General features: G+C 38.8%; 11 protein-coding genes and 1 pseudogene. 8 read left to right on the plus strand and 4 right to left on the minus strand.

From position 1 onward, the window contains the following. Positions 1-16: 16 nt before the first annotated feature. Positions 17-1,168, minus strand: a complete 1,152-nt coding sequence (locus tag ABLB98_RS04685) for a GGDEF domain-containing protein (RefSeq protein ID WP_348883704.1) — start codon at positions 1,166-1,168, stop codon at positions 17-19. A 256-nt stretch (positions 1,169-1,424) separates the two neighbouring features. Here ABLB98_RS04685 and uvrB point away from each other — a divergent pair, with 256 nt between their 5' ends. The 5 genes from uvrB (at position 1,425) to ABLB98_RS04710 (ending at position 8,155) form a co-directional block, all read left to right on the plus strand. Then, a complete protein-coding gene (gene uvrB / locus ABLB98_RS04690) occupies positions 1,425-3,449 on the plus strand; it encodes an excinuclease ABC subunit UvrB (protein ID WP_348883703.1) in 2,025 nt (674 codons plus the stop codon). Between the two features lie 120 nt (positions 3,450-3,569). Further along, positions 3,570-4,154 (plus strand): lipocalin family protein, encoded by a 585-nt coding sequence (locus ABLB98_RS04695; protein ID WP_256414567.1) that lies wholly within the window; start codon positions 3,570-3,572, stop codon positions 4,152-4,154. A gap of 103 nt (positions 4,155-4,257) precedes the next feature. Next, entirely contained in the window at positions 4,258-5,208 is a 951-nt protein-coding gene (gene rarD / locus ABLB98_RS04700) for an EamA family transporter RarD (protein ID WP_348883702.1), read from the plus strand. A gap of 389 nt (positions 5,209-5,597) precedes the next feature. Then, positions 5,598-6,349 (plus strand): IS5 family transposase gene (locus ABLB98_RS04705; protein ID WP_099714932.1). Its coding sequence is split into 2 segments (ribosomal slippage): positions 5,598-5,934 and positions 5,934-6,349, totalling 753 coding nucleotides; the frame shifts between segments, so codons are not numbered across the junction. A 348-nt stretch (positions 6,350-6,697) separates the two neighbouring features. Then, a complete protein-coding gene (locus ABLB98_RS04710; RefSeq protein WP_256414565.1) occupies positions 6,698-8,155 on the plus strand; it encodes a glyceraldehyde-3-phosphate dehydrogenase in 1,458 nt (485 codons plus the stop codon). Between the two features lie 259 nt (positions 8,156-8,414). On the opposite strand, the pseudogene ABLB98_RS04715 reads toward ABLB98_RS04710, so the two are convergent. Further along, a pseudogene (locus ABLB98_RS04715) lies at positions 8,415-9,004 on the minus strand (IS5 family transposase); the annotation flags it as partial. A 256-nt stretch (positions 9,005-9,260) separates the two neighbouring features. Between ABLB98_RS04715 and cgtA the strand changes: the two are divergent. Continuing rightward, positions 9,261-10,490, plus strand: coding sequence for an Obg family GTPase CgtA (cgtA, locus tag ABLB98_RS04720; RefSeq protein WP_348883534.1), 1,230 nt, complete (start codon positions 9,261-9,263; stop codon positions 10,488-10,490). A 15-nt stretch (positions 10,491-10,505) separates the two neighbouring features. Beyond that, a complete protein-coding gene (gene proB, locus ABLB98_RS04725) occupies positions 10,506-11,639 on the plus strand; it encodes a glutamate 5-kinase (RefSeq protein ID WP_348883532.1) in 1,134 nt (377 codons plus the stop codon). A 37-nt stretch (positions 11,640-11,676) separates the two neighbouring features. On the opposite strand, the gene ABLB98_RS04730 is transcribed toward proB, so the two are convergent. Together ABLB98_RS04730 and ABLB98_RS04735 are read right to left on the minus strand one after the other, a co-directional pair. Next, the gene (locus ABLB98_RS04730) at positions 11,677-12,351 is read right to left on the minus strand and encodes an HAD-IB family hydrolase (RefSeq protein WP_348883531.1); all 675 of its coding nucleotides are present in this window, start codon (positions 12,349-12,351) and stop codon (positions 11,677-11,679) included. Then, positions 12,318-13,526: a DUF1615 domain-containing protein gene (locus tag ABLB98_RS04735; RefSeq protein ID WP_348883530.1), complete on the minus strand. Its 1,209-nt coding sequence runs from the start codon at positions 13,524-13,526 to the stop codon at positions 12,318-12,320. The genes ABLB98_RS04730 and ABLB98_RS04735 overlap by 34 nt, the downstream gene beginning before the upstream one ends. 82 nt (positions 13,527-13,608) lie before the next feature. On the opposite strand from ABLB98_RS04735, the gene dusB reads away from it, so the two are divergent. Further along, the gene (dusB, locus tag ABLB98_RS04740; protein WP_348883529.1) at positions 13,609-14,634 is read left to right on the plus strand and encodes a tRNA dihydrouridine synthase DusB; all 1,026 of its coding nucleotides are present in this window, start codon (positions 13,609-13,611) and stop codon (positions 14,632-14,634) included. The last annotated feature ends 11 nt before the right edge of the window (positions 14,635-14,645 follow it).

Consider the following 14,645-nt stretch of genomic DNA (forward strand, 5'->3'; position numbering starts at 1 on the left):
GCTATGAGTTTGTAAATTAGAGCATTAAATCAAAAGAGATCTGATTTCGACCATTGGTTTTTGCTTGATAGAGTAAATCATCTGCACGTTGTAATGCGTATTCAATATCATGCACATTATGAATATGGGTTAGACCATAACTTGCTGTCATTTTAATTTGATAATTCGTAAAAGTTGTCTGTTCTAGCAATGTCTTATAATGTTCGATTCGCATCAGGGCGGCAGCAGCGTCCTCTGCGATGAATAAACAAATAAACTCTTCACCACCAAAACGAGCAATAAGATCTTCGGCTTGTTTATCTTTCAGCATCATTTGGCTAACACCATATAAAATCTGGTCGCCAATATAATGTCCCCAAGTATCATTAATGCTTTTAAAATGATCCAGATCTAGACTCACGAGAAAGTATGATTGTGAGGTAAATGACAAGGATGCAGTTTTTTCAAAAAAACCACGACGATTGAGCAGATGGGTCAAAGGATCATGTAAGCGATCGTTATTGAGGTGATAAACGACATCTTTAATTGCACAGCCACTTAATACAATGGCAAATAGGATATTTAAAATAATATTGATAGACATCCCTAATAACCACCAATTAGAGGAGGTTAATGCAATGTGATTGTGATCAATATTATCTAAAAAAAAGAAATTTATTGTGGCTCTAACAAATGAGTAGAGAACGTTAATCAAATAGAAAATGAACACCCAACGATCGAAAGAGCGGCTGTTAGAGAGTTGACGGAATAAATCAGGTAAAACCAATACGCCAATACTTCCTAAAGCAATATTGAGAATCACTAGGCGCAGCCATATTTGTGGTGCTATATAGGAATAATAGGTCAGTGCGAGCAGGGCAGACAAAAAAATTAAAAAAGCAATTCTATGCTGAAAAGTGCTGTTTAGTTTTAAACTAATTGCATAGGCGCCAATCCAACTGCCTAATAAATATAAAACAGATGTAAATGGTGCAGCTAAGGTAAGTTGAGGATTTGACATTAAACATTGAGCAAACAATGCAATAGAGGGAATGGTATATGCCAATCCAATCCATAATAGAAAAATATCAGCCTTAAAAAAAAGACGGCAGCAAGTAAATGCCAAACCAATAAAAAACAGGCAACTGGGGACAATTAATATAAAATATTGCACATTGAGTGAATTCACAGCAATTTTTCTAAATTCTTGATATTTTTGAAAGGTGTAGATTAATGTGCTTTTATATATGAATTCAACACACTTAATCGAAAATATCAAAATAATTGAGTAAAAACTCTAGCTTACTCATATTTTTTTATTCATTGGTAAATAATTTGTATGCATTTACGATTGGCATAATATTTTATAGTGAAATACATAAAAGTGATTGTAAATTGAGTCAATTACCTCCATCAATAAGGCATCGATTGAAAAGGGTATTCTTGTGAGCGAAAACCAACCTTTTGAGTTAGTCACCAATTATCAACCTGCGGGGGATCAACCACAAGCGATTGAAAAGTTAGTTAATGGCATTGAGCATGGTCTTCGTAATCAGTTACTACTTGGGGTGACGGGTTCTGGTAAAACCTATACGATGGCGAATGTGATTGCACAAACACAGCGTCCAACGATTGTCATGGCGCACAACAAAACGCTTGCTGCACAGCTTTATGGTGAGTTCAAAGCTTTTTTCCCGAATAATGCGGTTGAGTATTTCGTCAGTTATTACGATTACTATCAACCAGAAGCCTATGTGCCATCATCCGATACCTTTATCGAAAAAGACTCAGCAATCAACGACCACATTGACCAAATGCGTCTTTCTGCAACGCGTGCTTTATTAGAGCGTCGTGATGCGATTATTGTCGCTTCAGTTTCTGCGATTTATGGTTTAGGTGATCCGAATGCCTATATGCAAATGCTGTTGCATATTGTGCAAGGCGATCGCGTTAGTCGTGATGAGATCATTCGCCGTTTGGTGGAAATGCAATATACCCGTAATGAATTGGAGTTCTTGCGTGGTACTTATCGTATTCGTGGCGAAATCATTGATATTTTCCCTGCCGAGTCGGATAAAGATGCGATTCGAGTGGAGTTATTTGATGATGAGGTTGATTCGATTCGCTGGTTTGACCCATTGACAGGAAAATTGGTGCGTAAAGTGCCACGAGTGACGATTTATCCGAAAAGTCATTATGTTACTCCAAAAGATTATTTAACTCGTGCGATTGATACCATTAAAGATGAATTGAAGGATCAGCTTAAATTTTTCAAGGATCATGACAAATTACTGGAAGCGCAACGTATCGAACAGCGTACTCGCTATGATTTAGAGATGATGCAGCAGTTGGGTTATACCAATGGGATTGAAAACTACTCTCGCCATCTTTCAGGCCGCACAGCAGGCGAAGCGCCGCCGACTTTATTTGATTATATCCCTGAAGATGCCTTGCTGATTATTGATGAATCGCATGTGACAGTTCCTCAAATTGGTGCGATGTATAAAGGTGACCGTTCACGTAAAGAAAACTTGGTGAATTATGGTTTCCGCTTACCCAGTGCTTTGGATAACCGTCCAATGAAATTTGAAGAGTGGGAGCGAATTGTTCCGACCACGGTTTTTGTGAGTGCAACGCCTGCACATTACGAATTAGAAAAGTCAGAGCAAATTGTTGAGCAGGTCGTTCGTCCAACAGGCTTGATTGATCCTGAAATTGAAGTACGTCCAGTATTAACTCAAGTCGATGATGTACTTTCTGAAATCAATATTCGTAAACAATTAAATGAACGTGTCCTTGTGACCACCTTAACCAAGCGTATGGCGGAAGATTTAACCTCATACCTGAAAGAATATGGCGTTAAAGTCGCGTATCTGCACTCGGATATCGATACGGTTGAGCGCGTCAAAATTATTCACGAACTACGTACAGGTGTACATGATGTTCTGGTTGGGATTAACCTACTGCGGGAAGGTCTGGATATGCCCGAAGTTTCTCTGGTGGCAATTCTGGATGCCGATAAGGAAGGTTTCCTGCGTTCAGAACGATCCTTGATCCAGACCATTGGTCGTGCAGCACGTAATGTGAAAGGTAAAGCGATTTTATATGCAGATCGTATTACTGACTCGATGCGTAAAGCGATGGATGAAACAGATCGTCGCCGTAATAAGCAGATCGAATTTAATCAGCTTCATGGTATTACGCCACGTAGCGCAGTTCGCCAAGTGATTAAAGAGATTGATTCAGGTGAAGTATTAACGGACGATCAAATTGATGACAAGGTGCTTGAACAAGCACAGGCAATGAGTGCAGATGAACAACATCTTTTATCTGATCCAAAGTTATTTGCGAAGCATATTACCAAACTTGAAAAAGAGATGTTAAAAGCCTCTAAAGAGTTGCAATTTGAACAAGCAGCAAGATTACGAGATGAAATTGTTCGCCTTAAAGCATATATGTTGCAATCATAACCTCAGGTGAAAGTCCTCAAAAATGATACATATCGCAACAGTTTTTGTTTATTAAATAGGCTATGTTGAAAAGCTAAATATATGACTATTGATAACAAATTTCTGTTTTGAGGATTTCCCATGCCGCTGATTAAGAATTTCCCTAAAGCAAGTTGGCGTTTAACAAAAATTGCAATTGGTGGAGTGGTCTTAACTGGACTGGCTGTAGGAACGATTGCTTATGCACAATCAAAGTCTTTACCTACAGTTGATAAAGTAGAACTGGATAAATATTTAGGTGTTTGGTATGAGGTTGCTCGTAAGCCAATGTTCTTTGAACGTAAATGCGCTTATAACGTGACAGCAACTTATACGTTAAACGAAAATGGCAATATTGTTGTTGATAACAAATGTTATGATAGTGAGGGTGCTTTACAACGCAGTTTAGGTGAGGCGTTTGTTGCGAATGCGCCTTTTAACACCAAATTAAGAGTGAGTTTTTTACCAGAAGGTGTGCGTTGGATTCCTGTTGCACGCGGAGATTACTGGGTTTTAAAGCTTGATGAAGATTATCAAACCGTGCTTGTGGGTGAACCACGCCGTAAATATCTATGGGTGTTGTCACGTACACCTCAGCCGAAAAAAGAAATTATTCATGAATATCTAAATTATGCCAAATCATTAGGCTATGATATCCGTGATGTGATTTACCCTGAACATCGTTAAATGGGTTATACTTAGTTAAAACCATGCTTGCATGGTTTTTTTATTTTTATATAGTGGATAATTCACGTTTTTAAGATACGTCCCAAATGCTTCTGAGGTCAAAATGTTAAAAGGCATCGCTTATTCAGTTTTGGCTTCTGTCACCTTTGGGATTCTGTATTTTTACACTCAATTACTGGGTGCATTAGATAGTGAACAAACTTTTGGGTGGCGAATTATTGCCACAATTCCATTTTTGACTTTATTTATGTGGTTTAGTGGTGACTTGACGCATATCAAAACCATATTTAATCGAATTATAGCAAAGCCTAGTTTATTAGTGTTTCTAATGATCACTTCCGTACTGACCTCAGCACAATTATGGTTGTTTTTATGGGGACCTATGCATGGTCGTGGGTTACAAGTTTCTTTGGGGTATTTCCTGTTGCCTTTGGTTCTTGTGCTTGCTGGAAGCTTTTTATATGGCGAGAAATTGTCTAAGTTACAGTATCTCGCAGTATTTCTGGCAGTATTTGGTGTTGGGCATGAGATTTGGCGCTTAGGTACAATAGCTTGGGAAACTGCTTTTGTTGCTTTAGGCTATGCAGCGTATTTCATTCTTCGAAAAAAAATTCAAACTGATCACTTAGGTGGTTTTTGGTGGGATTTATTCTTGATCCTGCCAATTGCGATTTTCTTTACTCAGACAGGTGAAACTCCATATTTAAAGTTTTTAGAGCATCCTAGTTTGGGAGTTGTGGTTCTAGGTTTGGGTTTGTTGAGTGCGATTGGCCTAGGAAGTTATATTTTAGCAAGTCGCTATTTGCCGCTGATTATTTTTGGTTTACTGGGCTATTTAGAACCTGTTTTATTGGCATTGGCATCGTTGGTGCTTGGTGAAAAAATTGGTCAAGGTGAATGGTTGACCTATATTCCTATTTGGTTGGCCGTATTGGTATTGGTAATTGAAGGGGCGTTACATCTTTATCAGCAAAGGCGTCGCAAGCAGCATTTGGAATTGAATTTAAAACAGTATTCGCAACGTTTAGGCGATGATGAAGAGATTGGGCGCTGAATAAACCAGTTAAACTGGTTTTCTTGCTTTAATTTTAAATATAAATAATAGCTTAGGTTTATGAGTCGAAAAATTAAGATACGAACATATTCTTTAGTTAGGCAACCGACTTCACCATTACAATTGAAAAATGGTTCTCCAAGCCAAGAAATAGGGAAATAGACGATATTTTTCAGAACTAATCCGATCATTCCAATAAAACCCATCGATACTTCACAAGCATGGGGAATGCCAATAAGTAATAGTCATAATTTAAAATTCATTTTAGTTGTTTATGTGCTGTAGATAATTAGAGATCATTTTAAATACTTTATTCTTTTTATTTCATGTTTTTACATTAGGGCTTGTTGAGAATTAACAAAGGCAACTGATTAATTTATAATAGTACTATGGATAGATACATACTTACTGATGCCCAATGGGCAAAAATGGAACCTTTTTGCCTAGGTAAAGTGACCGATCGAGGTCGTAGTGGAAAAGATAATCGATTATTTTTAGAAGCAGTTCTATGGATTGCCCGTACAGGCAGTCCATGGCGTGATCTACCTGCTCATTTTGGTAAATGGAATACCGTCTTTAAAAGATACCGTGATTGGGTGAAAGCTGGTGTATTTGAAGCTATTTTTGCATCTGTAAATGAAGATGTTGATTTGGAATACGCCATGATTGATGGAACGATTGTTAAAGTTCATCGACATGGCCAAGGTGCAAAAGGGGGACTTTCAAACAGTCTATAGGTAAATCTCGAGGTGGAATGACCTGTAAAATTCTTGCCTTAGTGGATAGTCTAGGCAACCTCATTAAGTTTCGATTAATGCCTGGTCAATATCACGATTTAGTAGAAACCAAACCTTTAATCGAAGATGTTGATTTTCAAGCATTACTAGCGGATAAAGCATTTGATGCAGATTGGCTCATCCAAGAACTCAATGAACGTAAAGTGAAAGTGGTGATCCCACCTAAATCTAATCGAAAAGTAATGAGAGCATTTGATACGATTATGTATAAATGGCGTCATCTCATTGAAAACTATTTCTGTAAGTTAAAAGAATTTAAACGTATAGCGATGCGTAGTTGTAAAACAGATACGAGTTTTGAAGCCATGATTCAATTGTGCGCGAGTTTAATTAACTCTCGGTAATTCTCAACAGACCCTAGTTTATACGATTTTTCTCGTTAAATGATTTGTCATGTATCACTTCCGTTTTTGCTTATTTTTAGCATACTGTTTGAGTCAAACAACGATAGCGTTAAGTTATCAGTAAAACTGTTATTAAAGTTAGACAAACAGCATGTATTTAGATGATTGCAAAAGGGTTTCCCTAAAATCACAAAAATAATTATAGGTATTTTATGAATTTATAGTCAATTAGGACAAAATCTTAACTCAATTAACAGCTTTTGATTCAATCTTGATGATAATTCCATTACAATTATGGCGTTTTAAAAATTCACGCCCAGTATAGATATTAAATTTGAGGACGTAACTGTGAGCAAAGACACTATTGTTGCCCTACACGCAGAACATCAAGGTCGTTGGAAAAACCGTGAAGAAATCGCGGAACGCATGATTGCTTTGATTGGTCAATTATACCGTGAGAAAAATATTGTTGTTTCTGTTTACGGTCGTTCTTTAATAAACCGTTCAGTGATTCAAATTTTAAAATCACATCGCCGTACACGTATGCTTGATGTAGAACTTTCAGTTGTTCATACCTTCCCAATTTTGGAAGCGTTAATGAAAATTGAAAACATTGGTTCTGCTGAAGTAGACATCGGTAAACTTGCTGTTGAATATAAAAATCAAGGTGGCGATGTAGATGCATTTGTTGCAAATGCCGTTGCTTCGATTGAAGGTAAAGCAAAATCTGAACAACCTAAAGATGTCGTTCTTTACGGTTTCGGTCGTATTGGTCGTATCTTGGCTCGCTTAATCATTAGCCAATCTGGTTTAGGTCGTGGTTTAAGCCTTAAAGCGATTGTAGTTCGTAAATCATCTGACGGTGACTTGGCGAAACGTGCTTCATTATTACGTCGTGACTCTATTCACGGTACTTTTGACGGTACAATTTCTGTTGATGAAGAAAACGAAGCAATCATTGCAAACGGTCAATTCATTAAAGTGATCTATGCTTCAAGCCCAAGCGAAGTGGATTACACCGCTTATGGTATTGAAAATGCGCTTTTGATCGACAATACAGGTAAATGGCGTGATGCTGAAGGTCTAAGCCAACACTTGAAATGTGCAGGTATTGCACGTGTAGTCTTGACTGCACCAAGTAAAGGTGAGATGAAGAACGTTGTATACGGCGTAAACAATACAGATATTTTAGATGAAGACAAAATCATCTCTGCTGCAAGCTGTACTACGAACGCAATTACACCTGTATTAAAAGTTTTAGATGACAAATACAAAGTATTAAATGGTCATGTTGAAACAGTTCACTCATTCACAAACGATCAAAACTTAATTGATAACTACCACAAGGCTGACCGTCGTGGTCGTGCTGCGACATTAAACATGGTGATTACTGAAACAGGTGCTGCAAAAGCGGTTGCGAAAGCATTACCAGGTCTTAAAGGTAAGTTAACAGGTAACTCTGTACGTGTTCCTACACCAAACGTTTCACTTGCAATCTTGAACTTAAACTTAGAGAAAGAAGTTGATCGTGAAGAAGTGAACGAATACATTCGTCAAATCTCGATTAATTCTAGCCTACAAGGTCAAATTGGTTATACAAACTCGACTGAAGTTGTATCAAGTGACTTTATTGGTTCACGTACTGCAGGTGTGTTTGATGCACAAGCAACAATCACTTCTGGTACACGTTTAACAGCGTATGTTTGGTACGATAACGAAGTTGGTTATAGCTGCCAAGTATTGCGTATCGCTGAACAAATGTGTGGCGTAAGCTATACAAAAATTCCAGCTGAAACAAATGCATAATTTGTGAAAGTATAAAAAAAGGAGCTGATTTAAAGCTCCTTTTTTTATACTTAGGTATATCTAAAATATTGTATTTTAACTGACCGTATGTTTAATTATGCTTCTAATAAATAAAAGTGCTTCATAATGAAAAAATATATATTTACTATTTTAGTTGCAAGTATCAGTATGCATGTACAAGCAAATCCTCAAACTTTTGATTTAACGTGGCTTTGTTGCACAAAGATTTGAAATACAAAGCCCCGTAATTGAGCTAAATTTAATGCGTAACTTGGGTAAGTGGTCGACCTAATTCTGTAAATCTGTTGAGGACTGCCACACATGCATGAATCTTATTGACTTGGCTATCAAAACGCCTTGCACTGAGTTTATCTCCTAATCATTTAATGCAGTGTATCTTGGTTTCTACCAAACTTCGGCGATGATAGTTTGACCATTTTTTCCATAGTGTCCTGCCTAAACGTTTAATTGTTCGAAGTAATTCATTTCGCTCTAGCGAGCTACTCTTTGTATCTTTCCATGGTTTCGCATTTTTTCTAGTTGGAATCACCGCATGTGCTTGACGATCTGCAATGGCCTGACGGCATTGCTTGGTGTCATAAGCTGCATCGGTATAAACAGAGTCAATCTGCTCATCTTGTGGAATCTGTTTAAGTAAATCACCAAGCACCTGTGAATCACTGACATTATTGGTTGTGAGCTGAATAGCCCGTATTTGTAGGGTTTTAGCATCTATACCCATATGTAGTTTACGCCATTGGCGACGATATTCAGGTCCATGTTTCTTGCGTTTCTATTCGCCCTTAGCTAGAACTTCATGCCTGTAGAGTCTATGACTAGACGCAGGCCAATTGGTTGTGCGGTAGATTTTGTGTGTAGGCTTCTTCATTTGAAAATTATATCGATGAAAAAAAACGTTACAGATAGGTTTGTGCAACAAAGCCGAAATTATGTGAAAAATAATTAAAAAGCAGATTTATTTGAGTTTTTTAAAGAAGTTGATTGATTGCTTAATAAAATTCATGCTTAGCTGAGTAAATCTATTCGAGAAATTTATTAAAATGTGGCAAAATAGTCCGCTTTTAAGAATTTAGAGGATTGGCACATGCGCTTTGTTGATGAAGCAGTCATAACCGTAGAGGCTGGCGACGGTGGCAATGGCGTAGCCAGTTTTCGCCGTGAAAAATTTGTCCCTTTTGGTGGTCCAGATGGTGGAGACGGGGGACGTGGTGGAAGTGTTTATATCCAAGCCGATGATGACACAGGTACACTCGTAGATTATCGTTATACGCGTCGATTCCGCGCTGAACGTGGTAAAAATGGTCGTGGTGCAAACTGTTCAGGTCGCGGTGGTGAAGATGTTGTTTTAAAAGTACCTGTAGGTACAACCATCGTTGATATTGAGTCTGGTGATATTATTGGTGACTTAGTTGCCGATGGTCAACGTGTCAAAGTAGCCAATGGCGGTGATGGTGGTTTAGGTAACACGCACTTTAAGTCTTCAACGAATCGTTCTCCACGTAAATGCACTCATGGTATCAAAGGTGAATACCGCGAAGTACGTTTAGAGTTGAAAGTACTTGCAGATGTTGGCTTGTTGGGTATGCCAAATGCTGGTAAATCAACGTTTATTCGTGCAGTCAGTGCGGCAAAACCAAAAGTTGCGGATTATCCATTTACCACAATGATTCCTAATCTTGGGGTGGTTGATGCAGACCGTCATCGTTCATTCGTCATGGCCGATATTCCAGGTCTGATTGAAGGTGCAGCAGAAGGTGCGGGTCTTGGGATTCGTTTCCTTAAGCATTTGGCACGTACTCGTATCCTGTTGCATATTGTTGATGTTCAACCGATTGATGGTTCAGATCCAGCGCATAACGCCAAAGCAATTTTGGGTGAGTTAGTGAAATTCTCGCCAACTTTGGCAAAGCTCCCTGTGGTTCTTGTCTTGAACAAACTTGACCAACTTCCTGAAGAATCAAGAGAAGAGTGGTGTCAGCATATTCTTGATGAATTGCAATGGGAAGGTCCTGTATTTAAAACTTCTGGTTTGATGTCAGAAGGGACGAAAGAAGTTGTTTATTACTTAATGGATCAGATCGAGCAACAGCGTGAGCGTGAAGTTGAAGATCCTGAGTATGCAGCAGAAATGAAAGCATTCCGTGAGCAGCTTGAGGCTGAGACACGTGAACAAACTATCGCAGCAAAAGAAGCTTATCGTGCTATGCGTAAGGCTCAGCGTGAAGCTGGCTTAGAAGACGATGAAGACGATGAAGATGATTTTGATGACGATGAGGATGAAGGCGGCGTAGAAAGCATTTACGTTCGTGATTAGTGAACCGAGGAAAAAATGATAGAAGTGGTCGATGGGCAACGTCAGCTCAATGCGTGTAAACGAATCGTTGTTAAAATCGGATCATCTTTACTCACTGCAAATGGGCAAGGGTTAGATTTAAATGCAATTTCGCATTGGGCGAAACAAATTGCAGATCTACATAATGCTGGGCACGAAATTATTTTAGTGTCTTCAGGTGCGGTTGCGGAAGGGATGGTACGCATGAAATTTGCGAGTCGACCCACTGATTTACCCAGTTTGCAAGCTTGTGCTGCTATTGGCCAAATGGGTTTAATCCATACGTGGTCAAGCGTATTGGATCAACATGGGATTCAAACAGCACAAGTCTTACTCACGCATGATGATCTTGCTGATCGTCGTCGTTACCTCAACTCTTGTGATGCTTTGCAAAACTTGATCGATTGGCGTGTGATTCCTGTCATTAATGAAAATGATACCGTATCTACCGATGAGATTCGTTTTGGTGATAACGATACTTTAGCCGCAATGGTGGCGGGGCAGGTTCAGGCTGAGCTGTTGATTATTTTGACAGATCAGCAAGGCATGTTCGATTCTGATCCGCGTAATAATCCAAATGCCAAGTTGTTTTCTTCGGTTCGTGCATTAGACGATACTTTATTTGAAATGGCGGGTGGTGGTGGTGTTTTAGGTCGCGGTGGTATGGTGACTAAAGTTCGTGCAGCACGTCTTGCAGCGAAGTCTGGTTGTCCTACTTTAATTGCTAGTGGTGAAAGTGACCATGTATTGGCTCGTTTAATGGCGGGTGAGATGCTTGGAACATTATTTACAACTGATAATGACCGTGTGACCGCTCATCAACAATGGCTTGCAGCTCATTTGCAAACCGCAGGTCGTTTAGTGATAGATGATGGTGCTGTTGAAGCGATTAAACTGAAGCATCGTAGTTTATTGCCTGTTGGTGTGAAAGCGATTGAAGGTCATTTTGATCGCGGTGATGTGGTTGAATGTGTTGATAAGAATGGTGCTCGTATTGCTGTTGGTCGCGTGAATTTTAGTTCTCGTTCAGCAGAAATGGTGAAGGGTTTACCTTCTGAGAAAGTCTACCAAGTTTTAGGTGAGGCTCGTTCTTTAGAAATGATTCATCGAGACCACATGGCAATTTACTAAATACAAATATAAAAAAAGCTCGCTTAGGCGAGCTTTTTTACGTTCGTTCTATATTGGGACTAACTCTTAGTGCCTCAAATTTTAATTCTGGAAGTGATTTATTTTCTCCCATCATGTACGGGTGGTCAGCCAATGACAACATATCCAGATCTTCTTCACTATTTCCATAAGCATAGATATATTGATAGTCCTCTAAATTGTATTGTTGCAAAATCCGTAATTTTTTCTGTTCACGGCTACAATCTTCAGAGCGATAACGACCCGTTAAAGTACCATTCTTAATTTCTGTTTGGGTGCAAATCAACTCAATACTAAGCAATTCACAGATTGGTGCTAAATATAAATCGACTGACGCAGAAACAAGAACAATATGATCACCACGCTGTTGATGGAGATAAAGCTGCTTTAGTAAAGCTGGATCTAATTGTTTTATTAATTTTTGCGCATATTCATCAACCAAATTTTCAACAAATGTGGCGGAGATACCTTCAAACATCGTTTGAAATAGTCGAGGTCTCATCGCATGTGCAGGATATAAGCGTAAATAATAGGCTTGAATCCAAGGGAGTATGGTTAAGCCTTTTTTTACAATGTGACGCTTTGATAGGGTAAAGAAAATAAACCCCGTAAAACTATCTTTAGGATAGAGCGTGCCATCAAAGTCAAATAAAGCAAGATTTATAGTTTTATGCGTTTGGCTCTTTGCATGCATGTCTCATATCGTCCATTTACACGGCTTGCAAACCAATTTGTATTGTAATCACGACTCAGTTTTGGTCCTGAAATAACGACTTGTGGCATGGTTGCATAAATTGGTTCTTTTTTGGTTTTATTTTGATATAGCTTTTGTACAGCTAAATAAGTTTGAGTATCTTCAAATTTTTTCTCTTTCTCTTTTTTCAAATCATCACGAATTTGGCGTGGTGTCACTAAAATATTATTTTGAGCGAAAACAGCGATGAGCTCTTTTTCACTTTGGCTTTGGTTTGATTTCACATCGCCATCTTTATTGTAAAGTAATAGATCACCATCGAGACTGATTTCAGTCTTGGTGAGTGCATTTAACATGCTTTGAAACGCTGCATTTCGACTTGAGTAAACACCAGAATTGTAGTCTGCAAAGCGATAGATTGCTTTGTCATAATCAGCAGGATATTCCATTAATCGATGAATACCATAGTATAAACCCCCATATTGGGTATATAGATCATTACGCAATTCGGCAATACTACCACTTTGGCGTTTATGTTCTTTGGCGTAATTAATATGGACCTGCATTGAACCCAATGTCGTAATCGGATTCATTTTTTCCCCGATATCTTGTCCAACGAGTTTCGCTGCACCCGTTAATGCACTGACATGATAATGTTTTGACATGTAGTCGAAAATCTCACGGTAGAGCAAATCCAGCTCGCGCTCCGTTTTAACTTTACGCATTTGACTCATGTAATTATTTTCTGGAGACGGTTGATTTTTGAGTACGTCCTCAAAATAGCCTGCAATTGTTCCGCCGATGGTTTCACCCAACTTTGCTTCAAATTTTTCTTTGAGTCGAGTATTAATTTCTTGTACTGCTTTTTCTCCAAGTCCTGGGACGGCTGGATCAGCAACAAAGTTGGATTCTTGATCTACCACAGCAACCACACTACATACGTTCTGCTTGGTTTTTGGAATACTGAGTTGTTGCATGATATCAAAAATATCTTGCGCCCATGACTGGCGATCATTTACACGAGGGGGAAGCACTTTCTTAATTTGTTCTGCTTCCATTTCTGGTTCTTTACCATTAGACCACCATGCTTTATCTCCACAAGCTGTTAAGCTGAGACATGCAGTGAGGATGCCCATAATTTTTAATAAAGGACGAGTAGGGAATGATTTATTCATAATCAGAACAACACCACATAAAAAGATGAGTCAAATGGGCGAATGAAGTATACTATGTTGCTCAGAATTTGTAAGAATATATATGTATATCGGTTCATATCAACTGTCAAATAATTTGATTGTTGCACCTATGGCAGGCGTAACAGATAGACCCTTTCGGACACTATGTAAATATTTTGGTGCAGGTCATGCCGTAAGTGAAATGATGACGGCTGATAAAACCTTACGTATGAGTAAGAAAAGTTTATATCGGGCAAATTTTGATGGCGAACTTGCGCCAATTTCAGCACAAATTGCGGGTTCTGACCCAGAGCAACTTGCGGAAGCTGCTCGTTACCAAGTCGCTAACGGTGCACAAATCGTTGATATCAATATGGGTTGTCCAGCCAAAAAGGTTTGTAACAAGTTGGCAGGTTCAGCATTATTACAAGATGAAGATTTAGTAGCCCGAATTCTAGATGCGGTGGTTGCGGCCGTGGATGTGCCAGTGACTTTAAAAACCCGACTAGGATCTTTAAATGGTCATGAAAATATTTTGCGTGTGGCAAAACGTGCTGAAGAATCAGGAATTTCAGCTTTAGCCTTACATGGTCGTACGCGTGAAGATATGTATTTGAACACAGCCCGTTATGAGCTGATTAAGCAGGTAAAAGAACTGATTGATATTCCATTGATTGCCAATGGTGATATTGATAGTCCTGAGAAAGCTAAATATGTCCTAGACTATACTGGCGCAGACGCGATTATGATTGGACGTGCTGCCCAAGGTCGACCATGGATATTTAGAGAAATAGCACATTACTTAAAAACAGGTAAACACTTGGCAGCGCCTGATATTGCTGAAGTCAAAGCTGTGCTATTAGGGCATTTATCAGAATTATATCAATTCTATGGCGAATATTCTGGTTGTCGTATTGCGCGCAAGCATATTGCTTGGTACACCAAAGGCTTGCGTTCGAGTAATGAATTTCGCCAAAGTATGTATAAAGTAGAGAGTACTGCTGATCAAGCCAAGCTTGTAGAAGCATATTTTGATCAATTGCTTGATCTAGGGCAGCGTATGAGTGATGTGGAAGTTGAACAAGTCAATTTACTAGACATTAAATAGTGATGCTATTT

The organism is Acinetobacter yuyunsongii, from assembly GCF_041021915.1.
Taxonomy (GTDB): Bacteria; Pseudomonadota; Gammaproteobacteria; order Pseudomonadales; family Moraxellaceae; genus Acinetobacter.

Coding starts and splice junctions, on each gene's coding strand:
- ABLB98_RS04695 (WP_256414567.1), top strand. CDS start 3,570: ATGCCGCTGATTAAGAATTTCCCTAAAGCAAGTTGGCGTTTAACAAAA.
- rarD (WP_348883702.1), top strand. CDS start 4,258: ATGTTAAAAGGCATCGCTTATTCAGTTTTGGCTTCTGTCACCTTTGGG.
- cgtA (WP_348883534.1), top strand. CDS start 9,261: ATGCGCTTTGTTGATGAAGCAGTCATAACCGTAGAGGCTGGCGACGGT.
- proB (WP_348883532.1), top strand. CDS start 10,506: ATGATAGAAGTGGTCGATGGGCAACGTCAGCTCAATGCGTGTAAACGA.
- ABLB98_RS04730 (WP_348883531.1), bottom strand. CDS start 12,351: ATGCATGCAAAGAGCCAAACGCATAAAACTATAAATCTTGCTTTATTT.
- ABLB98_RS04735 (WP_348883530.1), bottom strand. CDS start 13,526: ATGAATAAATCATTCCCTACTCGTCCTTTATTAAAAATTATGGGCATC.
- dusB (WP_348883529.1), top strand. CDS start 13,609: ATGTATATCGGTTCATATCAACTGTCAAATAATTTGATTGTTGCACCT.